Annotated in this window: 24 protein-coding genes; 17 read left to right on the top strand and 7 right to left on the bottom strand. The window is 61.6% G+C overall.

What is annotated here, in order from left to right; genetic code table 11:
* Positions 1–23: 23 nt before the first annotated feature.
* Positions 24–227 (bottom strand): YdcH family protein, encoded by a 204-nt coding sequence (locus tag AC0L26_RS09975; protein WP_023797035.1) that lies wholly within the window; start codon positions 225–227, stop codon positions 24–26.
* 241 nt (positions 228–468) lie between these two features.
* Here AC0L26_RS09975 and AC0L26_RS09970 point away from each other — a divergent pair, with 241 nt between their 5' ends.
* From AC0L26_RS09970 to AC0L26_RS09945, 6 genes are all read left to right on the top strand, one after another.
* Positions 469–648 (top strand): YdcH family protein, encoded by a 180-nt coding sequence (locus tag AC0L26_RS09970; protein WP_095487303.1) that lies wholly within the window; start codon positions 469–471, stop codon positions 646–648.
* 240 nt (positions 649–888) lie between these two features.
* Positions 889–2,142: a flavodoxin-dependent (E)-4-hydroxy-3-methylbut-2-enyl-diphosphate synthase gene (gene ispG, locus AC0L26_RS09965; protein ID WP_473632366.1), complete on the top strand. Its 1,254-nt coding sequence runs from the start codon at positions 889–891 to the stop codon at positions 2,140–2,142.
* Between the two features lie 4 nt (positions 2,143–2,146).
* On the top strand, positions 2,147–3,016 hold the full coding sequence (locus AC0L26_RS09960; protein ID WP_473632365.1) for a lytic transglycosylase domain-containing protein: 870 nt from the start codon (positions 2,147–2,149) through the stop codon (positions 3,014–3,016).
* A gap of 35 nt (positions 3,017–3,051) precedes the next feature.
* Positions 3,052–3,603 (top strand): chloramphenicol phosphotransferase CPT family protein, encoded by a 552-nt coding sequence (locus tag AC0L26_RS09955; protein ID WP_473632364.1) that lies wholly within the window; start codon positions 3,052–3,054, stop codon positions 3,601–3,603.
* A 23-nt stretch (positions 3,604–3,626) separates the two neighbouring features.
* Positions 3,627–4,364: a class I SAM-dependent methyltransferase gene (locus tag AC0L26_RS09950; RefSeq protein WP_473632363.1), complete on the top strand. Its 738-nt coding sequence runs from the start codon at positions 3,627–3,629 to the stop codon at positions 4,362–4,364.
* A gap of 274 nt (positions 4,365–4,638) precedes the next feature.
* Positions 4,639–5,571, top strand: a complete 933-nt coding sequence (locus AC0L26_RS09945; protein WP_473632362.1) for a LysR family transcriptional regulator — start codon at positions 4,639–4,641, stop codon at positions 5,569–5,571.
* A 7-nt stretch (positions 5,572–5,578) separates the two neighbouring features.
* Here AC0L26_RS09945 and AC0L26_RS09940 read toward each other — a convergent pair whose 3' ends face one another.
* The gene (locus tag AC0L26_RS09940) at positions 5,579–6,496 is read right to left on the bottom strand and encodes a polyprenyl synthetase family protein (RefSeq protein ID WP_473632361.1); all 918 of its coding nucleotides are present in this window, start codon (positions 6,494–6,496) and stop codon (positions 5,579–5,581) included.
* A 78-nt stretch (positions 6,497–6,574) separates the two neighbouring features.
* Between AC0L26_RS09940 and AC0L26_RS09935 the strand changes: the two genes are divergently transcribed.
* The 8 genes from AC0L26_RS09935 to AC0L26_RS09900 all read left to right on the top strand — a co-directional run bounded on the left by AC0L26_RS09935 (position 6,575) and on the right by AC0L26_RS09900 (position 12,251).
* The gene (locus AC0L26_RS09935; protein WP_352927993.1) at positions 6,575–7,345 is read left to right on the top strand and encodes a biosynthetic peptidoglycan transglycosylase; all 771 of its coding nucleotides are present in this window, start codon (positions 6,575–6,577) and stop codon (positions 7,343–7,345) included.
* 138 nt (positions 7,346–7,483) lie between these two features.
* The gene (gene rpmF / locus AC0L26_RS09930; protein WP_008834724.1) at positions 7,484–7,666 is read left to right on the top strand and encodes a 50S ribosomal protein L32; all 183 of its coding nucleotides are present in this window, start codon (positions 7,484–7,486) and stop codon (positions 7,664–7,666) included.
* 258 nt (positions 7,667–7,924) lie between these two features.
* Entirely contained in the window at positions 7,925–8,419 is a 495-nt protein-coding gene (locus AC0L26_RS09925) for an Lrp/AsnC family transcriptional regulator (protein WP_352927991.1), read from the top strand.
* A 2-nt stretch (positions 8,420–8,421) separates the two neighbouring features.
* The gene (locus AC0L26_RS09920; protein ID WP_473632360.1) at positions 8,422–9,279 is read left to right on the top strand and encodes a transporter substrate-binding domain-containing protein; all 858 of its coding nucleotides are present in this window, start codon (positions 8,422–8,424) and stop codon (positions 9,277–9,279) included.
* Between the two features lie 102 nt (positions 9,280–9,381).
* Complete coding sequence (locus tag AC0L26_RS09915; RefSeq protein WP_473632359.1) at positions 9,382–10,041, top strand: amino acid ABC transporter permease; 660 nt, start codon at positions 9,382–9,384, stop codon at positions 10,039–10,041.
* Positions 10,038–10,712, top strand: coding sequence for an amino acid ABC transporter permease (locus tag AC0L26_RS09910; protein ID WP_473632358.1), 675 nt, complete (start codon positions 10,038–10,040; stop codon positions 10,710–10,712). Before AC0L26_RS09915 ends, AC0L26_RS09910 begins: the two co-directional genes overlap by 4 nt.
* A 32-nt stretch (positions 10,713–10,744) precedes the next feature.
* Complete coding sequence (locus tag AC0L26_RS09905; protein ID WP_352927982.1) at positions 10,745–11,698, top strand: agmatinase; 954 nt, start codon at positions 10,745–10,747, stop codon at positions 11,696–11,698.
* Between the two features lie 151 nt (positions 11,699–11,849).
* Entirely contained in the window at positions 11,850–12,251 is a 402-nt protein-coding gene (locus AC0L26_RS09900; protein WP_352927979.1) for a hypothetical protein, read from the top strand.
* Between the two features lie 102 nt (positions 12,252–12,353).
* On the opposite strand, the gene AC0L26_RS09895 is transcribed toward AC0L26_RS09900, so the two are convergent.
* Both AC0L26_RS09895 and AC0L26_RS09890 read right to left on the bottom strand, forming a co-directional pair.
* Positions 12,354–12,587, bottom strand: a complete 234-nt coding sequence (locus tag AC0L26_RS09895) for a hypothetical protein (protein ID WP_029348749.1) — start codon at positions 12,585–12,587, stop codon at positions 12,354–12,356.
* 78 nt (positions 12,588–12,665) lie between these two features.
* A complete protein-coding gene (locus AC0L26_RS09890) occupies positions 12,666–13,193 on the bottom strand; it encodes a winged helix-turn-helix transcriptional regulator (protein ID WP_473632357.1) in 528 nt (175 codons plus the stop codon).
* A gap of 99 nt (positions 13,194–13,292) precedes the next feature.
* Here AC0L26_RS09890 and AC0L26_RS09885 point away from each other — a divergent pair, with 99 nt between their 5' ends.
* Positions 13,293–14,144 carry an alpha/beta fold hydrolase gene (locus tag AC0L26_RS09885; protein WP_473632356.1) on the top strand — a complete coding sequence of 284 codons (852 nt, stop codon included), beginning with the start codon at positions 13,293–13,295 and terminating at the stop codon, positions 14,142–14,144.
* Between the two features lie 198 nt (positions 14,145–14,342).
* On the opposite strand, the gene AC0L26_RS09880 is transcribed toward AC0L26_RS09885, so the two are convergent.
* The 3 genes from AC0L26_RS09880 to AC0L26_RS09870 all read right to left on the bottom strand — a co-directional run bounded on the left by AC0L26_RS09880 (position 14,343) and on the right by AC0L26_RS09870 (position 16,179).
* Positions 14,343–14,618 carry an ArsR/SmtB family transcription factor gene (locus AC0L26_RS09880; RefSeq protein WP_095487281.1) on the bottom strand — a complete coding sequence of 92 codons (276 nt, stop codon included), beginning with the start codon at positions 14,616–14,618 and terminating at the stop codon, positions 14,343–14,345.
* A gap of 31 nt (positions 14,619–14,649) precedes the next feature.
* Complete coding sequence (locus AC0L26_RS09875; RefSeq protein WP_473632355.1) at positions 14,650–15,897, bottom strand: MFS transporter; 1,248 nt, start codon at positions 15,895–15,897, stop codon at positions 14,650–14,652.
* A gap of 87 nt (positions 15,898–15,984) precedes the next feature.
* Positions 15,985–16,179, bottom strand: a complete 195-nt coding sequence (locus tag AC0L26_RS09870) for a DUF1192 domain-containing protein (RefSeq protein ID WP_473632354.1) — start codon at positions 16,177–16,179, stop codon at positions 15,985–15,987.
* Between the two features lie 224 nt (positions 16,180–16,403).
* Here AC0L26_RS09870 and AC0L26_RS09865 point away from each other — a divergent pair, with 224 nt between their 5' ends.
* Positions 16,404–17,384, top strand: coding sequence for an NAD(P)H-quinone oxidoreductase (locus AC0L26_RS09865; protein WP_473632703.1), 981 nt, complete (start codon positions 16,404–16,406; stop codon positions 17,382–17,384).
* Between the two features lie 131 nt (positions 17,385–17,515).
* The gene (locus tag AC0L26_RS09860) at positions 17,516–17,656 is read left to right on the top strand and encodes a DUF1127 domain-containing protein (RefSeq protein ID WP_023720976.1); all 141 of its coding nucleotides are present in this window, start codon (positions 17,516–17,518) and stop codon (positions 17,654–17,656) included.
* Positions 17,657–17,856: the final 200 nt, after the last annotated feature.

Here is a 17,856-nt window from a genome sequence, read left to right as displayed (position 1 = left end):
GCCGAGACGGTAAGTGGATTTGCTCAGGCAATGATATCGGGAATGATCCGGTCTTCCAGAGCCATCAGCCGGTCTTTCAGGAAAAGCTTCTTCTTCTTCATCCGCTGGATCTGCAGCGGGTCGCAGCCCATGGCGATCATCGCGTTGATGGCCGCGTCGAAATCCGCGTGCTCTTGCTTCAGCCGAGAATATTCGAGGCGGATATCGGCCTGTTCCTGTTCGGACATTATCTACCGTCTGCACGTCTGCGGCGCCCAAAAATGGGCCTGATTGGGCGGGGCCGGGGGCTCTCTTGCACCGGCGCGCAGCCAATATCACATTTCGTATTGTCGTGGAATGCTACCACGCAGCATTCGACATCGGTGCTCGATGGTGGCACACTGTCATTATGCCGTCACAGAAGCGAACCTGCGGTGGACGCGCCTTTGACGGCTGCAATCGAGGAAACCATGAAAGGGAGAACCAATCATGTCTCTTGCATCCCATCTTGATGAGTTGCAGCGGAAACACGGCGACATCGAACGCGAGATCGATGACGCGATGAACCATCCATCAGTGGATGACCTCGAAATCGTGAATCTCAAGCGGCGCAAGCTGGCACTCAAGGACGAGATTGAAAAACTGAAAGCGAAACCGACCACGCACTGACCCTCTTCCTGGAATAGCCGCGCCGCTTCGGCGCGCAACCATCTTCCGGTGGCAGCCATGCCGCCGGATAGAGGTTTTATTTTACATTTCGCGTATTATGGCTCCGGTCGCCGGCGATATCGGAGATGGTGCTGCTGTCTTTCGTTATGGATTTGCTAGGTCTGCCTGCCTGTCGCCATTGACAAGCCATCTTTGCTCCTCCACCTCATGCCCGGACCTTCTAGATAAAAGGCACCGGCCATGACCGGATATTTTTCCTCACCCTTCCCGCGCCGCACATCTGTCGGTGTCGATGTCGGCGGCGTGATGGTCGGCGCAGGTTCGCCTGTCGTCGTTCAGTCGATGACCAACACCGACACCGCCGATGTCGACCAGACGGTCGCTCAAGTTGCGGCGCTGCATCGCGCCGGCTCCGAGATCGTGCGCATCACCGTCGACCGCGACGAGAGTGCTGCCGCCGTGCCCGCCATCCGCGAGCGGCTTGAACGGCTCGGGATCAATGTGCCGCTGGTCGGCGATTTCCACTATATCGGCCACAAGCTGCTCGCCGACCATCCGGCTTGCGCCGAGGCGCTGGCGAAATACCGCATCAATCCCGGCAATGTCGGCTTCAAGGACAAGAAAGACCGGCAGTTCACTAATATCGTCGAGATGGCGATCCGCTACGACAAACCGGTGCGCATCGGCGTGAACTGGGGGTCGCTCGACCAGGAGCTTCTGACCCGGCTGATGGACGCCAACCAGAGTCGAGGCTTTCCGCTGACCGCGCAGGAAGTGACGCGCGAGGCGATCGTGCAGTCGGCGATCCTTTCGGCCGAAATGGCCGAGGAGATCGGCCTTGGCCGTGAAAAAATCATCCTGTCGGCCAAGGTCAGCGGCGTGCAGGACCTGATCGCGGTCTACACCGAGCTTGCCACCCGCTCCAACCACGCGCTGCATCTTGGCCTCACCGAGGCCGGCATGGGGTCGAAAGGCATCGTCGCCTCGTCCGCGGCGATGGGCATCCTTCTCCAGCAAGGCATTGGCGATACGATCCGCATCTCGCTGACACCGGAGCCGAATGGCGATCGCACGCGTGAGGTGCAGGTGTCGCAAGAACTTCTGCAGACCATGGGGTTCCGGCAGTTCGTGCCGATCGTCGCCGCCTGCCCCGGCTGCGGCCGCACGACCTCTACGGTGTTCCAGGAACTCGCCCAGAATATCCAGGCGGATCTGCGCAAGAACATGCCGGTGTGGCGTGAAAAATATCCCGGCGTCGAAAACCTCAAGGTGGCGGTGATGGGCTGTATCGTCAACGGTCCGGGTGAATCCAAGCATGCCGATATCGGCATTTCGCTGCCTGGCACCGGCGAGACACCGACGGCGCCGGTGTTCGTCGACGGCAGGAAGGCGGCGACGCTGCGCGGTCCTTCGATCGCCGCCGACTTTGAGAAAATGGTCGCCGATTATATCGAGCAGCGGTTTGGGCGAGTTGGCAAGGCCGCGGCGGAGTAGGTCGATGCACCTCCCCTGGGCGACGCTGGTCTTGCTCATTGGGCTGGGCTTGTTTGGCGCGCTGGGCTGGCCGACAGCCGCCCAGGCCGATCCGCCGCGCCCCGCCAAACAGCGGCTGCTCGACCGGGTTTGCAACCTGATAGAGGTCCATGCAGACCAGAACGGCCTGCCCAAAGATTTCTTTGCCCGGCTGATCTGGAAGGAAAGCCGCTTCGATCCCAATGCGGTCAGCCCGGTCGGCGCCGAAGGCATTGCCCAGTTCATGCCGGGCACGGCCAAGATACGCGGTCTCGCCAATTCTTTCGATATCGAGCAGGCCATCCCGGCCTCGGCAAAATATCTCGCCGAAATGAAAACCGGCTTCGGCAATCTGGGCCTGGCCGCCGCTGCCTACAATGCAGGCGAAACCCGGGTGTCGCGCTGGCTGAGTTCCGGTGGCTTCCTGCCGATGGAGACCGAAAACTACGTTCTGGACATTATGGGCGAGCCGGCCGACAGGTTTACCGACACCGCCTATGCCGGCATCATCCGGCCGCTCGACAAGAAATCGAGCTTCGCGGTCGCCTGCCGCAGGCTGCCGGTCATCAAGTCCAGAACCGTGGCCATGGCGTCGATCAACGTCAAGCCATGGGGCGTGCAGGTGGCTGGCAACTTCCGCCGCGCCGCGGCGCTCAGTCAATGGAACGGTGTAAAGCGCCGGTTTCCGGCCTTGCTCAAGGGCCATGATCCGGTGGTCAGCCGGGTGCGCTCGCCGATCGGCAGGCGTGGCATCTATGCGGTCCGGATCGGCGCCGACTCCAAAGCCAAGGCCGACAACATCTGCCAGAAACTGCAAAGCGTCGGCGGTGCATGCATTGTGGTGCGGAATCGGTAAAGTCTGCGCTTCGCCGTCACTGAAAGTGCTGGAACATGACCGCCAAGATCGTGCTTCTCAACGGCGTCGGCAGCGCCGGCAAAAGTTCGATCGCCAAGGCGTTGCAGACGATGACCACCGAACCCTTCCTGCATGTTCAGATGGACGCGTTCGTCGAGATGCTGCCCGAGGCCCTCCAGAATCATGCCGACGGCTTCTCCTACGAAACGGTCGAAGAAGACGGCAAGCCGCAGGTCGTCATCAAAACCGGGCCGGTCGGCGAGCAAACCTTGCGAGGCATGCGGCACGCAATCGCCGCGATGGCGGCACAAGGCAACAACCTCATCGTCGATGATGTGCTCTGCAACGGCGAAATGCCGGAATATCTAGAATTGCTGTCGAACTTCGATCTTCACCTGGTCGGCGTGTTCGCTCCGCTCGACGTTCTCGAGGCTCGCGAAATCCAGCGGGCCGACCGCTTGCCGGGGCTGGCGCGCTGGCAATATGACCGCGTGCACAAGAATATCGGCTACGATCTCGAAATCGACACCAGCATACTGACGCCGCTGGAATGCGCCAGGCGCATAAAAGCGAAGTTCCAGCTATAGCACCACCCAGCTATAGGACCACCATGACCGACCGTCTCTACAGCGATCCCGACCTTGTCCAGTTCTACGACATCGAGAACGAAGGCGGCGTCGACTTCGACTATTGCGTCGGCTTTGCCAAGGGTGCCGCGTCGGTTCTCGATCTCGGCTGCGGCACCGGGCAGTTGGCCGCCGCGCTCGCCGACCGGCGTAGCGTGACCGGCGTAGATCCCGCGTCGGCGATGCTCGACATCGCGCGCCGCAGAGCTGGCGGCCAGAGGGTCGACTGGGTCGAGGCCGATGCGCGCGACGTCCGGCTCGGACGACGCTTCGATCTGGTGCTTTTGACCGGTCACGCCTTCCAGGTGTTTCTGACGCCGGAAGATCGAGAGGCGGTGCTTGCCACGATCGCGGCACATCTGGCTCCCGACGGGCGCTTCATCTTCGACACGCGAAATCCAGCGACGGAGGAATGGCTCGAGTGGACGCCGGAAAAATCCGAACGGGAATTGAGTCATCCCGGATTGGGCACGGTAAGAGCATGGAACGATTTCCGGCGCGATCGCGCTACCGGTGTCGTCACCTACTCGACCCATTATGAAATCCCCACCAGTGGGCGGGTGCTCAGCGCCGAGTCGAAAATAGCCTTCCCGGCAAAGGAAAGCCTTGCGCAGATGCTGGATAAGACCGGGCTGCTCGTCGAAGAATGGCTCGGCAACTGGCAAGGTGAGCCATATGGCCCGGCCACGCCGGAAATCATCCCGATTGGCCGGTTGCGCTAGCCCGGCCGTCGCTTCGCTTTAAGCGGTTCCCCAGCTTTATGCCGCACCCGACTGAGTACGCGGATAATCCGGAGGCACCACCGCCCAATTGCGGCGCTGCGCTGGCGACGTGCCCACCGATGCAGCTCGTGGCCATCGCGCAGATTTGGCTGTTCTGAACGCATCGCACCTCCTCGCCAGCATTTCCGTATGCTGAGGAGGAAGTCATATTATGTATCGCTGTCGCCGATAATCGGTGATAATTTCCGTTCATCTGTGACGAATTGGAATAAGCATGATGGACCGGCAGGAAGCGATGGGCGTGTTCCTGTCGGTTGTCGAGGAAGGGGACTTCTCGGCAGCGGCACGCCGGCTGCGGATGACACCGTCGGCCGTCAGTAAAATCATCGGTCGGCTCGAGTCCCGCCTCGGCGTGCGCTTGCTGCAACGCTCGACGCGGCGCATCAGCTTGACGGCAGAAGGCAGCACCTATGCCGACAGCGCTCGCCGTATCCTGAACGACATCAAAGAGGCTGAAATCGCGGTTCAACCCGGCGCAGAACCGCGCGGCCGCCTGCGTATCAGTCTTCCGAGCGCCTTCGGCCATCGTCTGATCGTGCCGATGTTACCGGCTTTCATCGATCGCTACCCGGCCATTGAGCTCGAGCTGATGTTTACAGATGCGATTGTCGACCTGTTGGCTGAGGAAACGGACGTCGCCGTCCGCGTTGCTGCCCAGAGCGATTCCAGGCTGGTGATGCGCCGGCTGGCGCCCAATCACCGTGTCATTTGCGCGTCAGCTCAGTATCTCGAAAAACACGGCATACCGATGACGCCGGGCGACCTTCAACACCATACATGCCTTGGCATCACATCACGCGGCGGCCTCAACATCTGGGAATTCGACGGCCCGGATGGCCCGCAAAGCATGCGTATCCGCAGCCCCATCGAGGCCAACAGCACTGAAGCCCTGCGCCGGCTGGCGCTCGCCGGTGTCGGCATCATCCGGATGTCGGAGATATTGGTCGGGCCGGATATCAGGATAGGCAGGCTGGCCGCACTGCTCACCGGATACAATCATCATGACGGACCGCCAATCTGCGCCGTTTATCCACCTGGCCGGATCCTGTCGCCACGTGTCCGCGTGTTCGTGGATTTTCTGGCCGAACAGTTCGCCAACCCTCCTTGGCTACACGGCGCGCCACAGGACGTTGGGAATACAGTTTAGAGCAGCGTCAGCTGTTGCGGGTCGCCACGAATTCCGCCGCTTGCTTCAGAAGCACGGCGTCTTCGCCATAGGGGTAAAGTAAGGCATGGGCCTGGTCGACGAGGCCTTGAAGCTGGTCCCGCGCCCAGTTCGCGCCGTGCAGCGCCACCAGCGTCGCCTTGCCGGCGGCTGCATCCTTGCCGGTCGCCTTGCCCATCTGCTGCGCGTCCGCCGTCAGGTCGAGGAGGTCGTCGGCAAGTTGAAAGGCAAGCCCGATCGCCGAGCCGAACTCGGCCAGCCTTTCACGGTCGGCCAATGGCGCGCCGGCAATGATCGCGCCCGCCTCGCAGGCGAAGCGGATCAGGGCGCCGGTCTTCATCGCTTGAAGCCGGATGATGCCGGCTTCGTCCGGCCTGATACGCTCGGCCTCGAGGTCGAGCATCTGGCCGCCAACCATGCCGCCGGCTCCGGCGGCGCGGGCCAATGCCAGCACCAGTGCCGCCCTTCGCTCGGCCGGCAGCGTGGTCGCTTCGTCGGCAATGATGTCGAAGGCCAGCGCCAGCAAGGCGTCGCCGGCAAGGATGGCGGTCGCCTCATCGAAGGCCTTGTGCACGGTCGGCTGGCCGCGGCGCAAATCGTCGTCGTCCATGGCCGGCAAATCGTCATGGATCAGCGAATAGCAATGCACGCATTCGAGCGCCGCCGCGACGCGCTGCGCCGCCTCGCCGTCAGCGGAAAACAGCGCGGCACTTTCGATGACCAGGAAGGGGCGCAGGCGCTTGCCCCCGTTCAGCACGCCGTGGCGCATCGCCGCCATCAGACGTTGCGGCCGCGTGATCTCACCTGAAAGCGGGCGGTCGTCGAGGAGCCGCCTGAGCAACGCCTCGATCGGACCTGCGCGCGCGACAAGGGCTGCCTCGAACGGAATTTGATGGTCTTTCGTCATGGCCGGGACCGGTAGCCGACACTCAGACGTTGCGCAAGAAGCCAAGCGCCATTATGCCGGGGCAGGGAGTAGCATGGATTGGGCGGCTTGGCGGAACCGATCGTCGATCACGAAACCGAAGGGTTGGACATGGTGAGGCCGAAACGCGGCAACCGCATCGGTCTCAAACGCTGGCCCCGGCGCTGGGCCCGGCGCGGCATCACCGTCGCCGTCGTGCTGGCGCTGTTACCAGTGGTGTTGACGTTTCTGTATCTGCCGCCGTTCGTGCATCCGGTGTCGACCCTGATGCTGAAGGATCTGGCGACGTTTTCCGGCTATGACCGGCGCTGGGTCCCGATCGACGATGTGGCGCCGGCGCTGGCGAATTCGGTTATCATGTCGGAGGACGGGCAGTTCTGTTTCCATCGCGGCATCGACCTTGGCGAGTTGAGGGGCGTCGTCGACGATGCGCTGGCCGGTGAGATGACGCGCGGCGCCTCGACCATCACCATGCAGACCGTGAAGAACCTCTATCTGTGGTCGCGGCCGCTGGGCTCAGTCCGGAAAGTGGTCGAGCTGCCGCTGGCCGTCTATGTCGACATGGTGATGTCGAAACGGCGCATCATGGAGATCTACCTCAACATCGCCGAATGGGGGCCGGGCATCTATGGCATCGAGGCCGCCGCCCAGCACCATTTCGGGGTCTCGGCAAAACGATTGTCGCGTCGCCAGGCGGCATTGCTTGCCGTCACCTTGCCAAATCCGATCGCGCGCAATCCGGCGAAACCCGGACCGGGGCTGAGACGGCTGGCCGCGCTGATCGAGCGGCGCGCAGGCCGGTCCGGCGCCTATGTCGGCTGTCTGCGATAGCTCAAAAAAATTCGTCGCGGCGCTGGCCAAAACGGCGCGGGGCGTGTATAGGCAGCCGACTTTCTCAGATTCCGGCCCTGACGCGGCCCTTTCACGAGGGCCAGCTGGGGCGTTTTGACCATGTAGTGGAGCATATCCATGGCCGTACCGAAACGAAAAACCTCTCCGTCGAAGCGCGGCATGCGCCGTTCGGCCGATGCGTTGAAGGCCCCGACCTATGTCGAGGACAAGAATTCCGGCGAGATGCGCCGCCCGCATCATATCGACCTGAAGACCGGCATGTATCGCGGTCGCCAGGTGTTGACGCCCAAGGAAAGCTGAGAGCAGCTTCTCCGAAGTTTTGAGTTATCGAAAGACCGGCCTCTGGTCGGTCTTTTGCGTTCGGCCTCCGGTTGACGCCGAGCTGACCTGTCGGCGGGTCGCGCCTCCTCCCAAATCCCAGCAACATTCGAATATCCGGTGCCCCTCCCGCCAGCCTTCGGTCGGGGCCTGGTTTTCGCTTGTGGCGGGCTTGCAAATGACGAATTCTTATGTGAATTTATGTTTTATAGTCGGAAATCGACACGGATGTGAGGTTCTATGTGGGATTTCGTCAGCACCAGCGATCTCGATGACACCGAACAGGCCGTCCTTTCACAATTGAAAGGCGACGGGCGCATGTCGAGCGTCGACATCGCCAAGCGCATCGGCGTGACCGAGGCGACGGTGCGGCGGAAAATGGCTCGCATCCTCGAAGATCCGGATATCTGTATACAGGCGGTCGTGCGCCCGTTGCGTAGCGATGTCGGCATCGCCGCCATCGTCGGCCTCGACGTCGACCGCGAACACATCATCAGCGTCGCCAGGAAACTGTCGGAATATTCGTTCGTAGACAGCGTCTACGCGATGACCGGTCCGTTCGACATCATCATCCAGCTGACCTTGCCGTCGACGACAAGCCTGCATGACTTCCTGGTCAGCGAATTGTCCAATGTTCCCGGAATCAAGGATTCAGAGAGCTACATGATCGGCCGCGTGTTCAAGCACAGCGGCCGGGCCTACCAGCACAGCAAAACCGAAGAAAAAAGAGGGTGACAATGGGTGAGTTCTTTTCTGCTTCGCGCCGCCGCGTCCTGTCTCTGCTGGCCGCCGCGCCGTTTTTCTTGTCGTTCGCGACCTCCTCGCATGCCGACGGCCTGATCGACCAAATCAAGCAGCGCGGCACCATCGTGGTCGGTACCGAGGCAGCTTTCGAGCCGTTCGAGTTCGTGCGCGACGGTCAGATCGTCGGCTACAACAAGGACATACTGGACTATGTGGTGAGTCAGCTGGGCGTGAAGCTCGAACAGCTCAACCTGCCTTTCCAGGGATTGCTGCCGGGCCTGCTTGCCAAGAAGTTCGACCTGATGGCGACGTCAACCGGCATCAATGCCGAGCGGGCGGCGAAATACGCCTACACCCGGCCGACCGGCTCCTTCGAGAATGTCATTGTCGTGCGCGCCAATGAAGACCGCATCAAGAAGCCGGAGGACGTCAACGGCATGGTCGTCGCCACGCAGCTTGCCTCGTCGGTGCAGCCGATCATCGAAGCCTACGACAAGGAACTCAAGGCAAAGGGTGGCGCCGGCCTTGGCGAGTTGAAGCTGTTCACGTCTTTTCCGGAAACCCACGTTGCGCTCGCTTCAGGACAGGTCGACGCGATCGTCATCGCCTCGCCGTCGGCAGCCGTGCTGATGAAGAACGTGCCTGAGACCTACAAGGTCGTCGGCCCGATCGGCGAATTCTCCTACCTTTCCTGGGTCGTGCGGCCTGAGGACAAGGATTTGCGCGAGTTCATCAACGCCAAGATCGGCGAGATCAAGGACAGCGGCAAGCTGAAAGAGCTGCAGATGAAGTGGTTCGGCTTCGAGATGAAGACACCCGCCGAGGGATATTTGCCGGAAGGAGCTCTCTAGCAGAATCCACGCATTGTCCGGCGCATTGCGGAAGGAGCCGACCTCCTGTCGGAATCGATTCCAGCAACATGCGCCGGACGGCGCCAAACCGCCGGTTGAAAGATGTTCGACTTTTCCAGAACCCTCGGCTTCCTGCCGCAATTCCTTATGGGTGCCGGCGTGACCCTCGGCGTCTCGGTGCTGGGCTTCGCCGTCGGCACGGTGATCGGCTTCGGCTTGCTCGCCTGCGGCAGGTCGCGTTGGCGTGCCGTTCGCTGGATCGGTGCGCTCTACACCAGCTTCATTCGCGGCACGCCGCTGATCGTCCAGATATTCGTCGTCTATTATGTGCTGCCAGGCTTGGTCGGCATCGACCTGCCGCCGCTGTTGGCGGGCATCCTGGCGCTCAGCTTCAACAGCGCCGCCTTCGTGGCCGAAATCCTGCGCGCCGGGCTGACGCGCATTCCCGCGGGCCAATATGAAGCGGCCAAGGCGCTAGGCCTGAAGCCGGTGGTGACCTGGTTCAAGGTTATCCTGCCGCAACTTTTCCGCGCCATCATCCCGCCGATGGTCAACGAGTTCACTATGCTGGTGAAGGCGTCATCGATCCTGTCGGTGATTGCCGTGGTCGAACTGACCCGCACGGCGCAGAACATCATGAACGCCACCTACCGGCCGGTCGAGGCGTTCTGCATCGCGGCGGTGCTGTATTTCATCGTGCTGTTCTCCTGCAGTCTGCTGACCAGGCATCTGGAACGCAACGCGGGGGGAGCTCGCGCATGAGCTTCGACTTCTCCCTCATAGCGGACAATTGGCAGATACTTGCCAATGGGTTTGGCAATACGGTGCTGATGTGCGTCGTATCGTTGCCGCTCGGATTAGCCCTTGGAACCGTGCTGGCGCTGATCAGGCTACGGGGCGGAAGACTGCCGGCAGTCATCGTTTCGGCCTATGTCGAGATATTCCGCAACATTCCGTTCCTGATCCAGATTTTCCTGCTGTTCTATGCATTGCCGATGTTCGGCGTCAGGCTTTCGCCGATGATCGTCTCGGTCGGCGCGCTGTCGGCCTATGCCAGCTCCTATTCCGCCGAAATCATAAGAGGTGCGATCCAGTCGATACCGCATGGGCAGGTAGAGGCAGGCTATGCACTGGGGATGCGCTACCTCACCATCTTCTACAAGATCCTTGTGCCCCAAGTGATCGGCTACATCCTGCCCGCGGCCACCAACCTCACCATCACGCTGATCAAGGAATCGGCGATCCTGTCGGCGATCACCGTACCGGAACTCACTTACGTGGCGCAGAACATCATCGGCCGCACCTTCTCGCCAGTGGAGATCTTCACCGCCATCGCATTGCTGTACTGGGGGCTGACCGCCCTTGTGGCAGCGATCTCGCGCAGCCTGGAGCATAGGCTGCAACCTCATCTCGCAGCCCGCCGTGGCGCCTGATCACAAAAGACTTTCAACACAAAGGAGACCCTATGCCCAAGCTCACCACCGCGCCGCGCGATGTGTTTCAGACATTCCTGAACTTCCCGCTAGCGGAGGACCTCGATACGCTGAAAGCCGATGTTGCGATCATCGGCATGCCTTATGGCGATCCCTACACGATCGACGAACTGATCAACGACCAGACGAACGCGCCGACCGCCGTGCGCCGCGCTTCGCAGCGCATCAGCCAGGCGCTTGACCGCTATGATTTCGACATTGGCGGGCCGGTCTTTGCCGGGCAGGACATCAGGGTTGTCGACGTTGGCGATGTTCCCGGCAACGCCGCCGACCATGTTGGGCACTACAAGCGCGCCGAAGCGGCGATCCGCAAGATACGCGCGGCCGGCGCCCTGCCGATCACCATCGGTGGCGATCACGGCGTCCCGATCCCGATCTTCCGGGCGCTCGACGGCGAGGGTCCGATCACGCTGGTGCAGCTCGATGCCCATCTCGATTGGCGCGACAACGTCAACGGCGTCAAGGAAGGCTACTCCAGCACCATCCGCCGCGCCTCCGAAATGGCGCACATCAAGGAGATTTTCCAGGTCGGCATTCGCGGCCAGGGCAGCGCCCGCACGGAGGAAGTCGAAGCAGCCCGGGCCTATGGGGCCAACATCATCACCACCGACGAATGGCAGGATATCGGTACCGCTGCGCTGCTCAAGCGCATTCCGGACGGCGGCCGGTATTATCTCACCATCGATGCCGACGGGCTCGATCCGGCCGTGATGCCGGCGGTCGAAGGGCCGCAGCCGGGCGGCGTCACCTATCGCCAGACGATCGAACTGATCAAGGGACTGTTCGCCAAGGGAAAAGTCGTCGGCATGGACATCGTCGAGATCGCACCTGCCCGCGACATCAACGAGATCACCTCGATGACTGCCGGCCATATCATCCTCAACGTCATAGGCGCCGCCGTGCGCGCCGGACAGTTCAAGCGCTGAGCTTCGGCATGTCGAATGTCAGCCGGAAGGCGTTTCCGGCTGACATTGTTATTTCGCACCGTCTTTGTCCGTGTTCGCGGTGGCACACGAAAATTCTTGACGGCGAACGCCGGGCGCATTCTACAGAAGGCAGTCCAACCGGAGCCGCCTGATGTTCGGTGCCATCCCGCTGCTGATCGTGCCCTTCGTCCTCTATAATCTCGGGCTTCTGGGAATATTCGGCGGCGGCGACGATCCCTGGGCAAGCGAAATGTTCTCGATCCGCATGATGTCGGGCGGGGTGTTCTCGATGACGCTCGGCGATCTGATCGTGCTGATCGGGCTGATCCTCTTCTTCGTCGAAATCGTGAAATCGACGCGTACGACTAGCGCCTCGATCATGGACCACCTGTTGTCGACCTTCGTCTTCGTGGCTTTTCTGGTCGAGTTCCTGCTGGTCAAGGGCGCGGCGCATTCGGTTTTCTTCACGCTGATGGTGATCGCACTGGTCGACGTGCTGGCCGGCTTCTCGGTGTCGATGCGGGCGGCCACCCGTGACATAAACATGAATTAGTGGCTAAGCCCTGGATCGGTGTCGGCCGTTCGATGCCGACCCGTTCAGTGTTGTCGATCTGTCGCCGGAAATGCCGCCGACGCCGGTCGCGACGAGCCAGCTCTATTTTTTCTTGGCGCGCGCCGGCTTCTTCACCGGAGCAGCCGGCGCATTGGCGAGGTCTTCGGCTTCCTTGGCGAGACGCAGCGCCCGCAGTTTGTTGGTCTTTATCTGACGGGCGTCGCTCTCGGCGACATATTCCGCCATCGCCTTCTGACGGACCGTGGCTGCCTCTTCCTGCTTCTTGAAACGCAAATCTGCTCGCGCGCGGGCAGTATCCTTAGAGTTCTCGACCAAGGGCTTTTCCAATCCCGTAAATTATAGTTTTCAATCCCTTAATAGCAGAGCCGACCTGCCATGGGGAAAATAAGTTGGTCAGACGCGCGGATCGCACCCGGCCCCCGGCGCCTTTCCAGCGACAACCGCCTCGTATCCGGCCTGCATGGTCGCACGCACGGTAGCTTCCAGCGGCGTGTCGGAAGGCGTGCCCAGATGTTCGTGGCGCAGCTCGTCCATGAACTTTTCCCACATTGGCGGGCCGCCCTTTTCCAAAAGTTCGGCGCGGATCGAGAGTTCCTCGCTGACCGGTAGCCAGACGCGACCCCAGGTGCCGAGATGCGCCAGGATCGGCACCAGTGTTATCGCCATTTCGGTGAGGGAGTAGATCGCCTTCTGCTTATGGGTGGGATCGTCGGCCCTGGTCAGCATGCCGAGCTCCATCAGCCGCTTCAGCCGATCGGCGAGGATGTTGGAAGCGATGCCTTCCAGCGACCCGTTGAGCAGCTCGCGAAAGTGGCGTTTGCCTCCGAAAATCATATCACGAAGGATGATCAGGCTCCACCGGTCGCCAAACACTTCAAGGGACAGGTTGATCGGACACCCAGACCGACGATCGATGCTCATGCGATTCTCCGAAAGAAACCGGTTGCATTATTATATCAGTTTTATTATGCTGCAACCGATTGCAAAATGCAATTGGTTTGCGGAGAGGAGACACCGATCATGATGAAGGCTGCGGAACTCGAAATCGCGTCCCAGACGTTTGGCGATCCCGCGCATCCACCGATGCTGCTGATCATGGGCGCCATGGCTTCGATGCTCTGGTGGCCCGAGGCGTTCTGCCGGAAGCTGGCCGACGAGGGTCTATTCGTGATCCGCTATGACAATCGCGATACCGGCCGTTCGACCAAATATGTGCCGGGGGAGCCGCCTTACACATTCGACGACATGGCCGACGACGCCATCCGCGTCCTCGACAGACATGGCGTCGCGAAAGCGCATGTCGTCGGCATGTCGATGGGCGGCATGATGGCGCAGCTTGTCGCGCTGAAACACCCGTCGCGGGTCATTTCGCTTACGGCGATCAGCACTTCTCCTGTGGAAACCGACACGTCGCATCTGCCTGGGATGACCGAGGCTTATAGGAGGCATTCGGCCGAAGGCGCTGATGTCGACTGGTCGGATCGTGATCAGGCCATCGATTTCGTCGTCAAGGACGCGCATGCGATCGCCGGCACGGCGCATCCTTTCGACGAGAAGCGGACGAGAGCGTTCGTCGAACAGGATTACGACCGATCCGGCGGCTTCTTGAGCGCGACCAATCATTTCATGCTCAAGAGCGGCGAAGATCGGGGCGGCGAGGACCGGAAGGGCGGGCTGCAGGCATTAAAGGTCCCGCTCCTCGTCATCCACGGCACCGAGGATCCGATCTTTCCGGTCGAGCATGGCGCCGCCCTTGTCGAAGCAGTTGCCGGTGCCAAGCTTGTCCGTATCGTAGGCGGCGGCCATGAGCTGCATCCCAACGATTGGCCCACGATTGTCGATGCTATCGTCGCCCATAGTCAGGTCAGGTAAGTAGCGGGCGAACTACCTCGACACCAATGCCGGCCCAGCGTGCCGCAACCGACGATCGTCATCGAGTATCCAACTCGTCAAATTCCCTCTGCAGCGCTGCCAGCAGACAGTTGACGACGTGAAGATCGTTCCCGTTCGACAGCTGCCTGCCACCTTCTATGGCGCGATCAGCTTGCCCGAGGTGCGTCAGCCCTGCGGTCAACCAAGCTGCTCTGCATCCCAGAACTGGTCGAGCCAGATGTTGAGCTTCAGAAAGCCGGCGCTGCTGACGGTGTAGACGCGTCTTGTCCCTTCCGGCTTGGCGTTGACCAGTCCGGCATCGAGCAGCACTTTCAGATGCTGCGACACCGCCGGGCGCGAGACCGGCAAGCCGGCGGCCAGTTCGTTGACGGTCTTCGGGCCGCGCCGGAGCTCTTCCAAGAGATAGCGCCGGTTGGGGTCGGCAATCGCCATGAAGGCGTCGGAAAACATCATGCCTTATTTGTGAGGCAAAGTTTTCCAAATCTCAACCGTTGGTTTCAGGCTTTCTGCGCGGATCGAGCCGCAGCGCTTCCGGCGTGATCGAGCGCTCGGCCGGTTGCGTCTTGAAGGCGTCGCGGTCCTCGATCGGCACGGGCGCGCGCCGGCTGATGCGCAGCAGCGTGTAGCCTGCTAGGCAAAGATGCGCAAAGGCAGTCGCAAGAAACAGGGCTTCCGGTCGCATCCAGCCCATCAGGCCGGCGGCCAGCAGCGGCCCGATCATCGTGCCAAAACCATAGAGCAGCAGCAGACCGCCCGACACTTTGACGAAATCCTCCGCCCGGGCGTGGTCGTTTGCATGGGCCACGGCGATCGAATACAGCGTGTAGGCAAAGGCGCCGTAGGCGGCAGTGCAGACGATGACGAAGACGCCGGAGCGCGGCTCGAACAGGAAGACGGCGAGGGCGAACAACGCTGCGCCGAAGGCCAGGCCCGCAAGCACAAAGCGGCGGTCGGTCTTGTCGGAAAGACGCCCGGCAGGAAGTTGCATGGCGGCGCCGGCGACGACCACCAGGCTCATCATCAGCGCAATCTCGGCCGTAGAAATGCCGATGCGGGCGCCATAGACGGCACCGAGCGTGCCCCAGGCGCCGTTGGCGATGCCGATCAAAACGCAGGCGATCGCCGACACCGGCGAATTGATGTAGAGCCCCTGGACGTCGAGCGAGACGTCCTGCAGCGGCTTGGGGTGCGAAGCCGTCGAGACCGCGGTCGGAATGAGCGAGAGGCAGAACAGGATGCCGGTGATCATGAACAGCGAGGCCGACTTCACGTCACCCCCGGCCACGATCATCTGGCCACCCATGATCGAGGCATAAGTGACCATCATGTAGAGACCAAAGACGGCGCCGCGGTTCTCGTTGGTGGACTTCTCGTTCAGCCAGCTTTCGATGACCATGAAGGCGCCGGCCATGGTGAACCCGGTAAAGGCGCGCAGCAGGATCCAAAAATATTCGTCGATGATCAGGCCGGTGAGCAGTGCGACGATGGCTCCCGATGCCGCAAAGGCGCCGAAAGCGCGTACGTGACCGGCGCGGCGCACGATGCGCGGCGCAAAGAAGCAGCCGGTGACGAAGCCGCCGGCCCAGGCCGTGCCCATCAGGCCGAGCGATGCGGTCGAGAAACCTTCCAACTGACCGCGCAGCGGCAATAGCAGTCCGTGCAGCCCGGTCGCCGCGAGCAGGAAAGCGGTGCCGCGAAGCAGCGAGAGGATCGGTCGGTAGCTTGCAAACATTTAGCTGGTCCGGCTGGAATTTTAGGGGAGGTCTCTGAAGACAGTCGCATTCGGGCTTTTCGGCGGCGGGCGCTTCGGCTCCGGAAACTACCCGCGGCGGAACAGCGCCTCGGCTGCTGATTTGGTGGTGCCCTTGGTCTTGAGCTCGGCCTCGAGCCGGACGATTTCGTCGCGCAGGATGCCGATCCGCTCGGACAGTTCGTCGACCGAGAGCAGCGACAGGTCCTGGCCGATCTCGTGCGGGCGCGCCTTCTTTTTGGGTTCGTCGTCGAAGATCGCCATCGTCGCTCCTCGCTGATGCGCAAAAATTAGACTGCTACAGCGTCCTTTGCGCGTCCAATCGGACGCTCGGCGCTGCAGTGGCCATTTGCCTGATTTGGCAATCAGCATACATAGGGCAGGGGCACGGATGCAAATAGTCGGCAAGAAACTGGCAGCTGGCAAGAAACTGGCGAAGCGAGACGGGAAAATTCATGGTGAGTGGACAGAACAAGATTCCGGCGACGATGACCGCCATTGCGATCTCGGAACCCGGCGGGCCGCGGGTGCTGAAATCGGAAACGCGCGACGTACCCGTGCCGGGTCCCGGCGAAATCCTGATCCGGGTGCGCGCCGCCGGTATCAACCGGCCGGATGTGCAGCAGCGCAAGGGCGCCTACCCGCCGCCACCCGGTGCGTCGGACCTGCCGGGCCTCGAAGCGTCGGGCGAAGTTGCAGCTCTTGGCGACGAGATATCGCGCTGGCGCGTCGGCGACCGGGTCTGCGCGCTGACGCCAGGTGGCGGCTACGCCGAATATGTCAAGGTTCACGCCGGCAGCGTGCTGCCGCTGCCCGCCGGCTTTACCCACACCGAAGCGGCGGCGGTGCCGGAAAACTACTTCACCGTCTGGCACAATGTCTTTGAGCGCGGGGCCTTGAAGAGCGGTGAGACGCTGCTCGTGCATGGCGGCTCGTCCGGTATCGGCACCACCGCGATCCAGCTTGCCTCGGCCTTCGGCGCGTATGTCATCACCACTGCTGGCAGCCAGGACAAGTGCGCCGCCTGTCTGAAGCTCGGCGCCGACCGGGCGATCAACTATCGCGAGGAGGATTTTGTCGCGGCCGTCAAGGACGCGACCGGCGGCCGTGGCGCCAACGTCATCCTCGACATGGTCGGCGGCGACTATGTGGCGCGAAACTACGAGGCCGCGGCGGTGGAAGGCCGCATCGTTCAGATCGCCACGCAAAGCGGGGCAGTCGCAAGCGCCGATTTCTCGAAGCTCATGGTCAAGCGGCTCACCCATACCGGCTCGACGCTGCGGCCGCGCACGGTAGAATTCAAGGCGGAAATCGCCGCAGCACTTGAGGCGCAGGTGTGGCAATTGCTCGGCACCCGCAAGGTTGCACCCGTCATGGACATGATCTTCCCGCTCAAGGAAGCGTGGCGGGCACATGAGCGGATGGAGGAGGGCGACCACATCGGCAAGATCGTGCTCGACGTCGGCTGACGGTCGGTAACAAGCTGAACAAGAGCTTAATTGTGCAATGCAACAAACGCATTGCGGCCATGCAAAAGCGTCTGTTCAACTTTTCATCAACGATGCCTATTTGAGCGGCATCGAAACGATGGAGGACTACCATGAACCCGATCCGCGCTTTCCGTAACTGGCGCATGTACAATGAGACCGTGCGCGAACTGAACCGCTTGAACGCTCGCCAGCTCAACGATCTCGGCATCAACCGTGGCGACATCGAGAGGATTGCCCGCCAGGGGCTTTGATCCGCTAAGCAAGAGCCGAGGCAGGCGGGTCTCCCGCCGCCGGTTCCGAGCCCGCTGGACCTTGTCCGGCGGGTTTTGTTTTGGGGCTGCAACAACCAATTCGACTCGACGGCAATCTGCGGTTGACCTTAGCCTCCGCCATGGCATTTTGGTCGTGCGGGAATCGGTTAACGCGGGGAGCGTAGGCGATCCGGCCAGCA

This window comes from Mesorhizobium sp. WSM4823 (assembly GCF_055811195.1).
The sequence above is the reverse complement of the archived record's forward strand: the minus strand, read 5'-3'. Positions and strand labels throughout refer to the sequence as shown.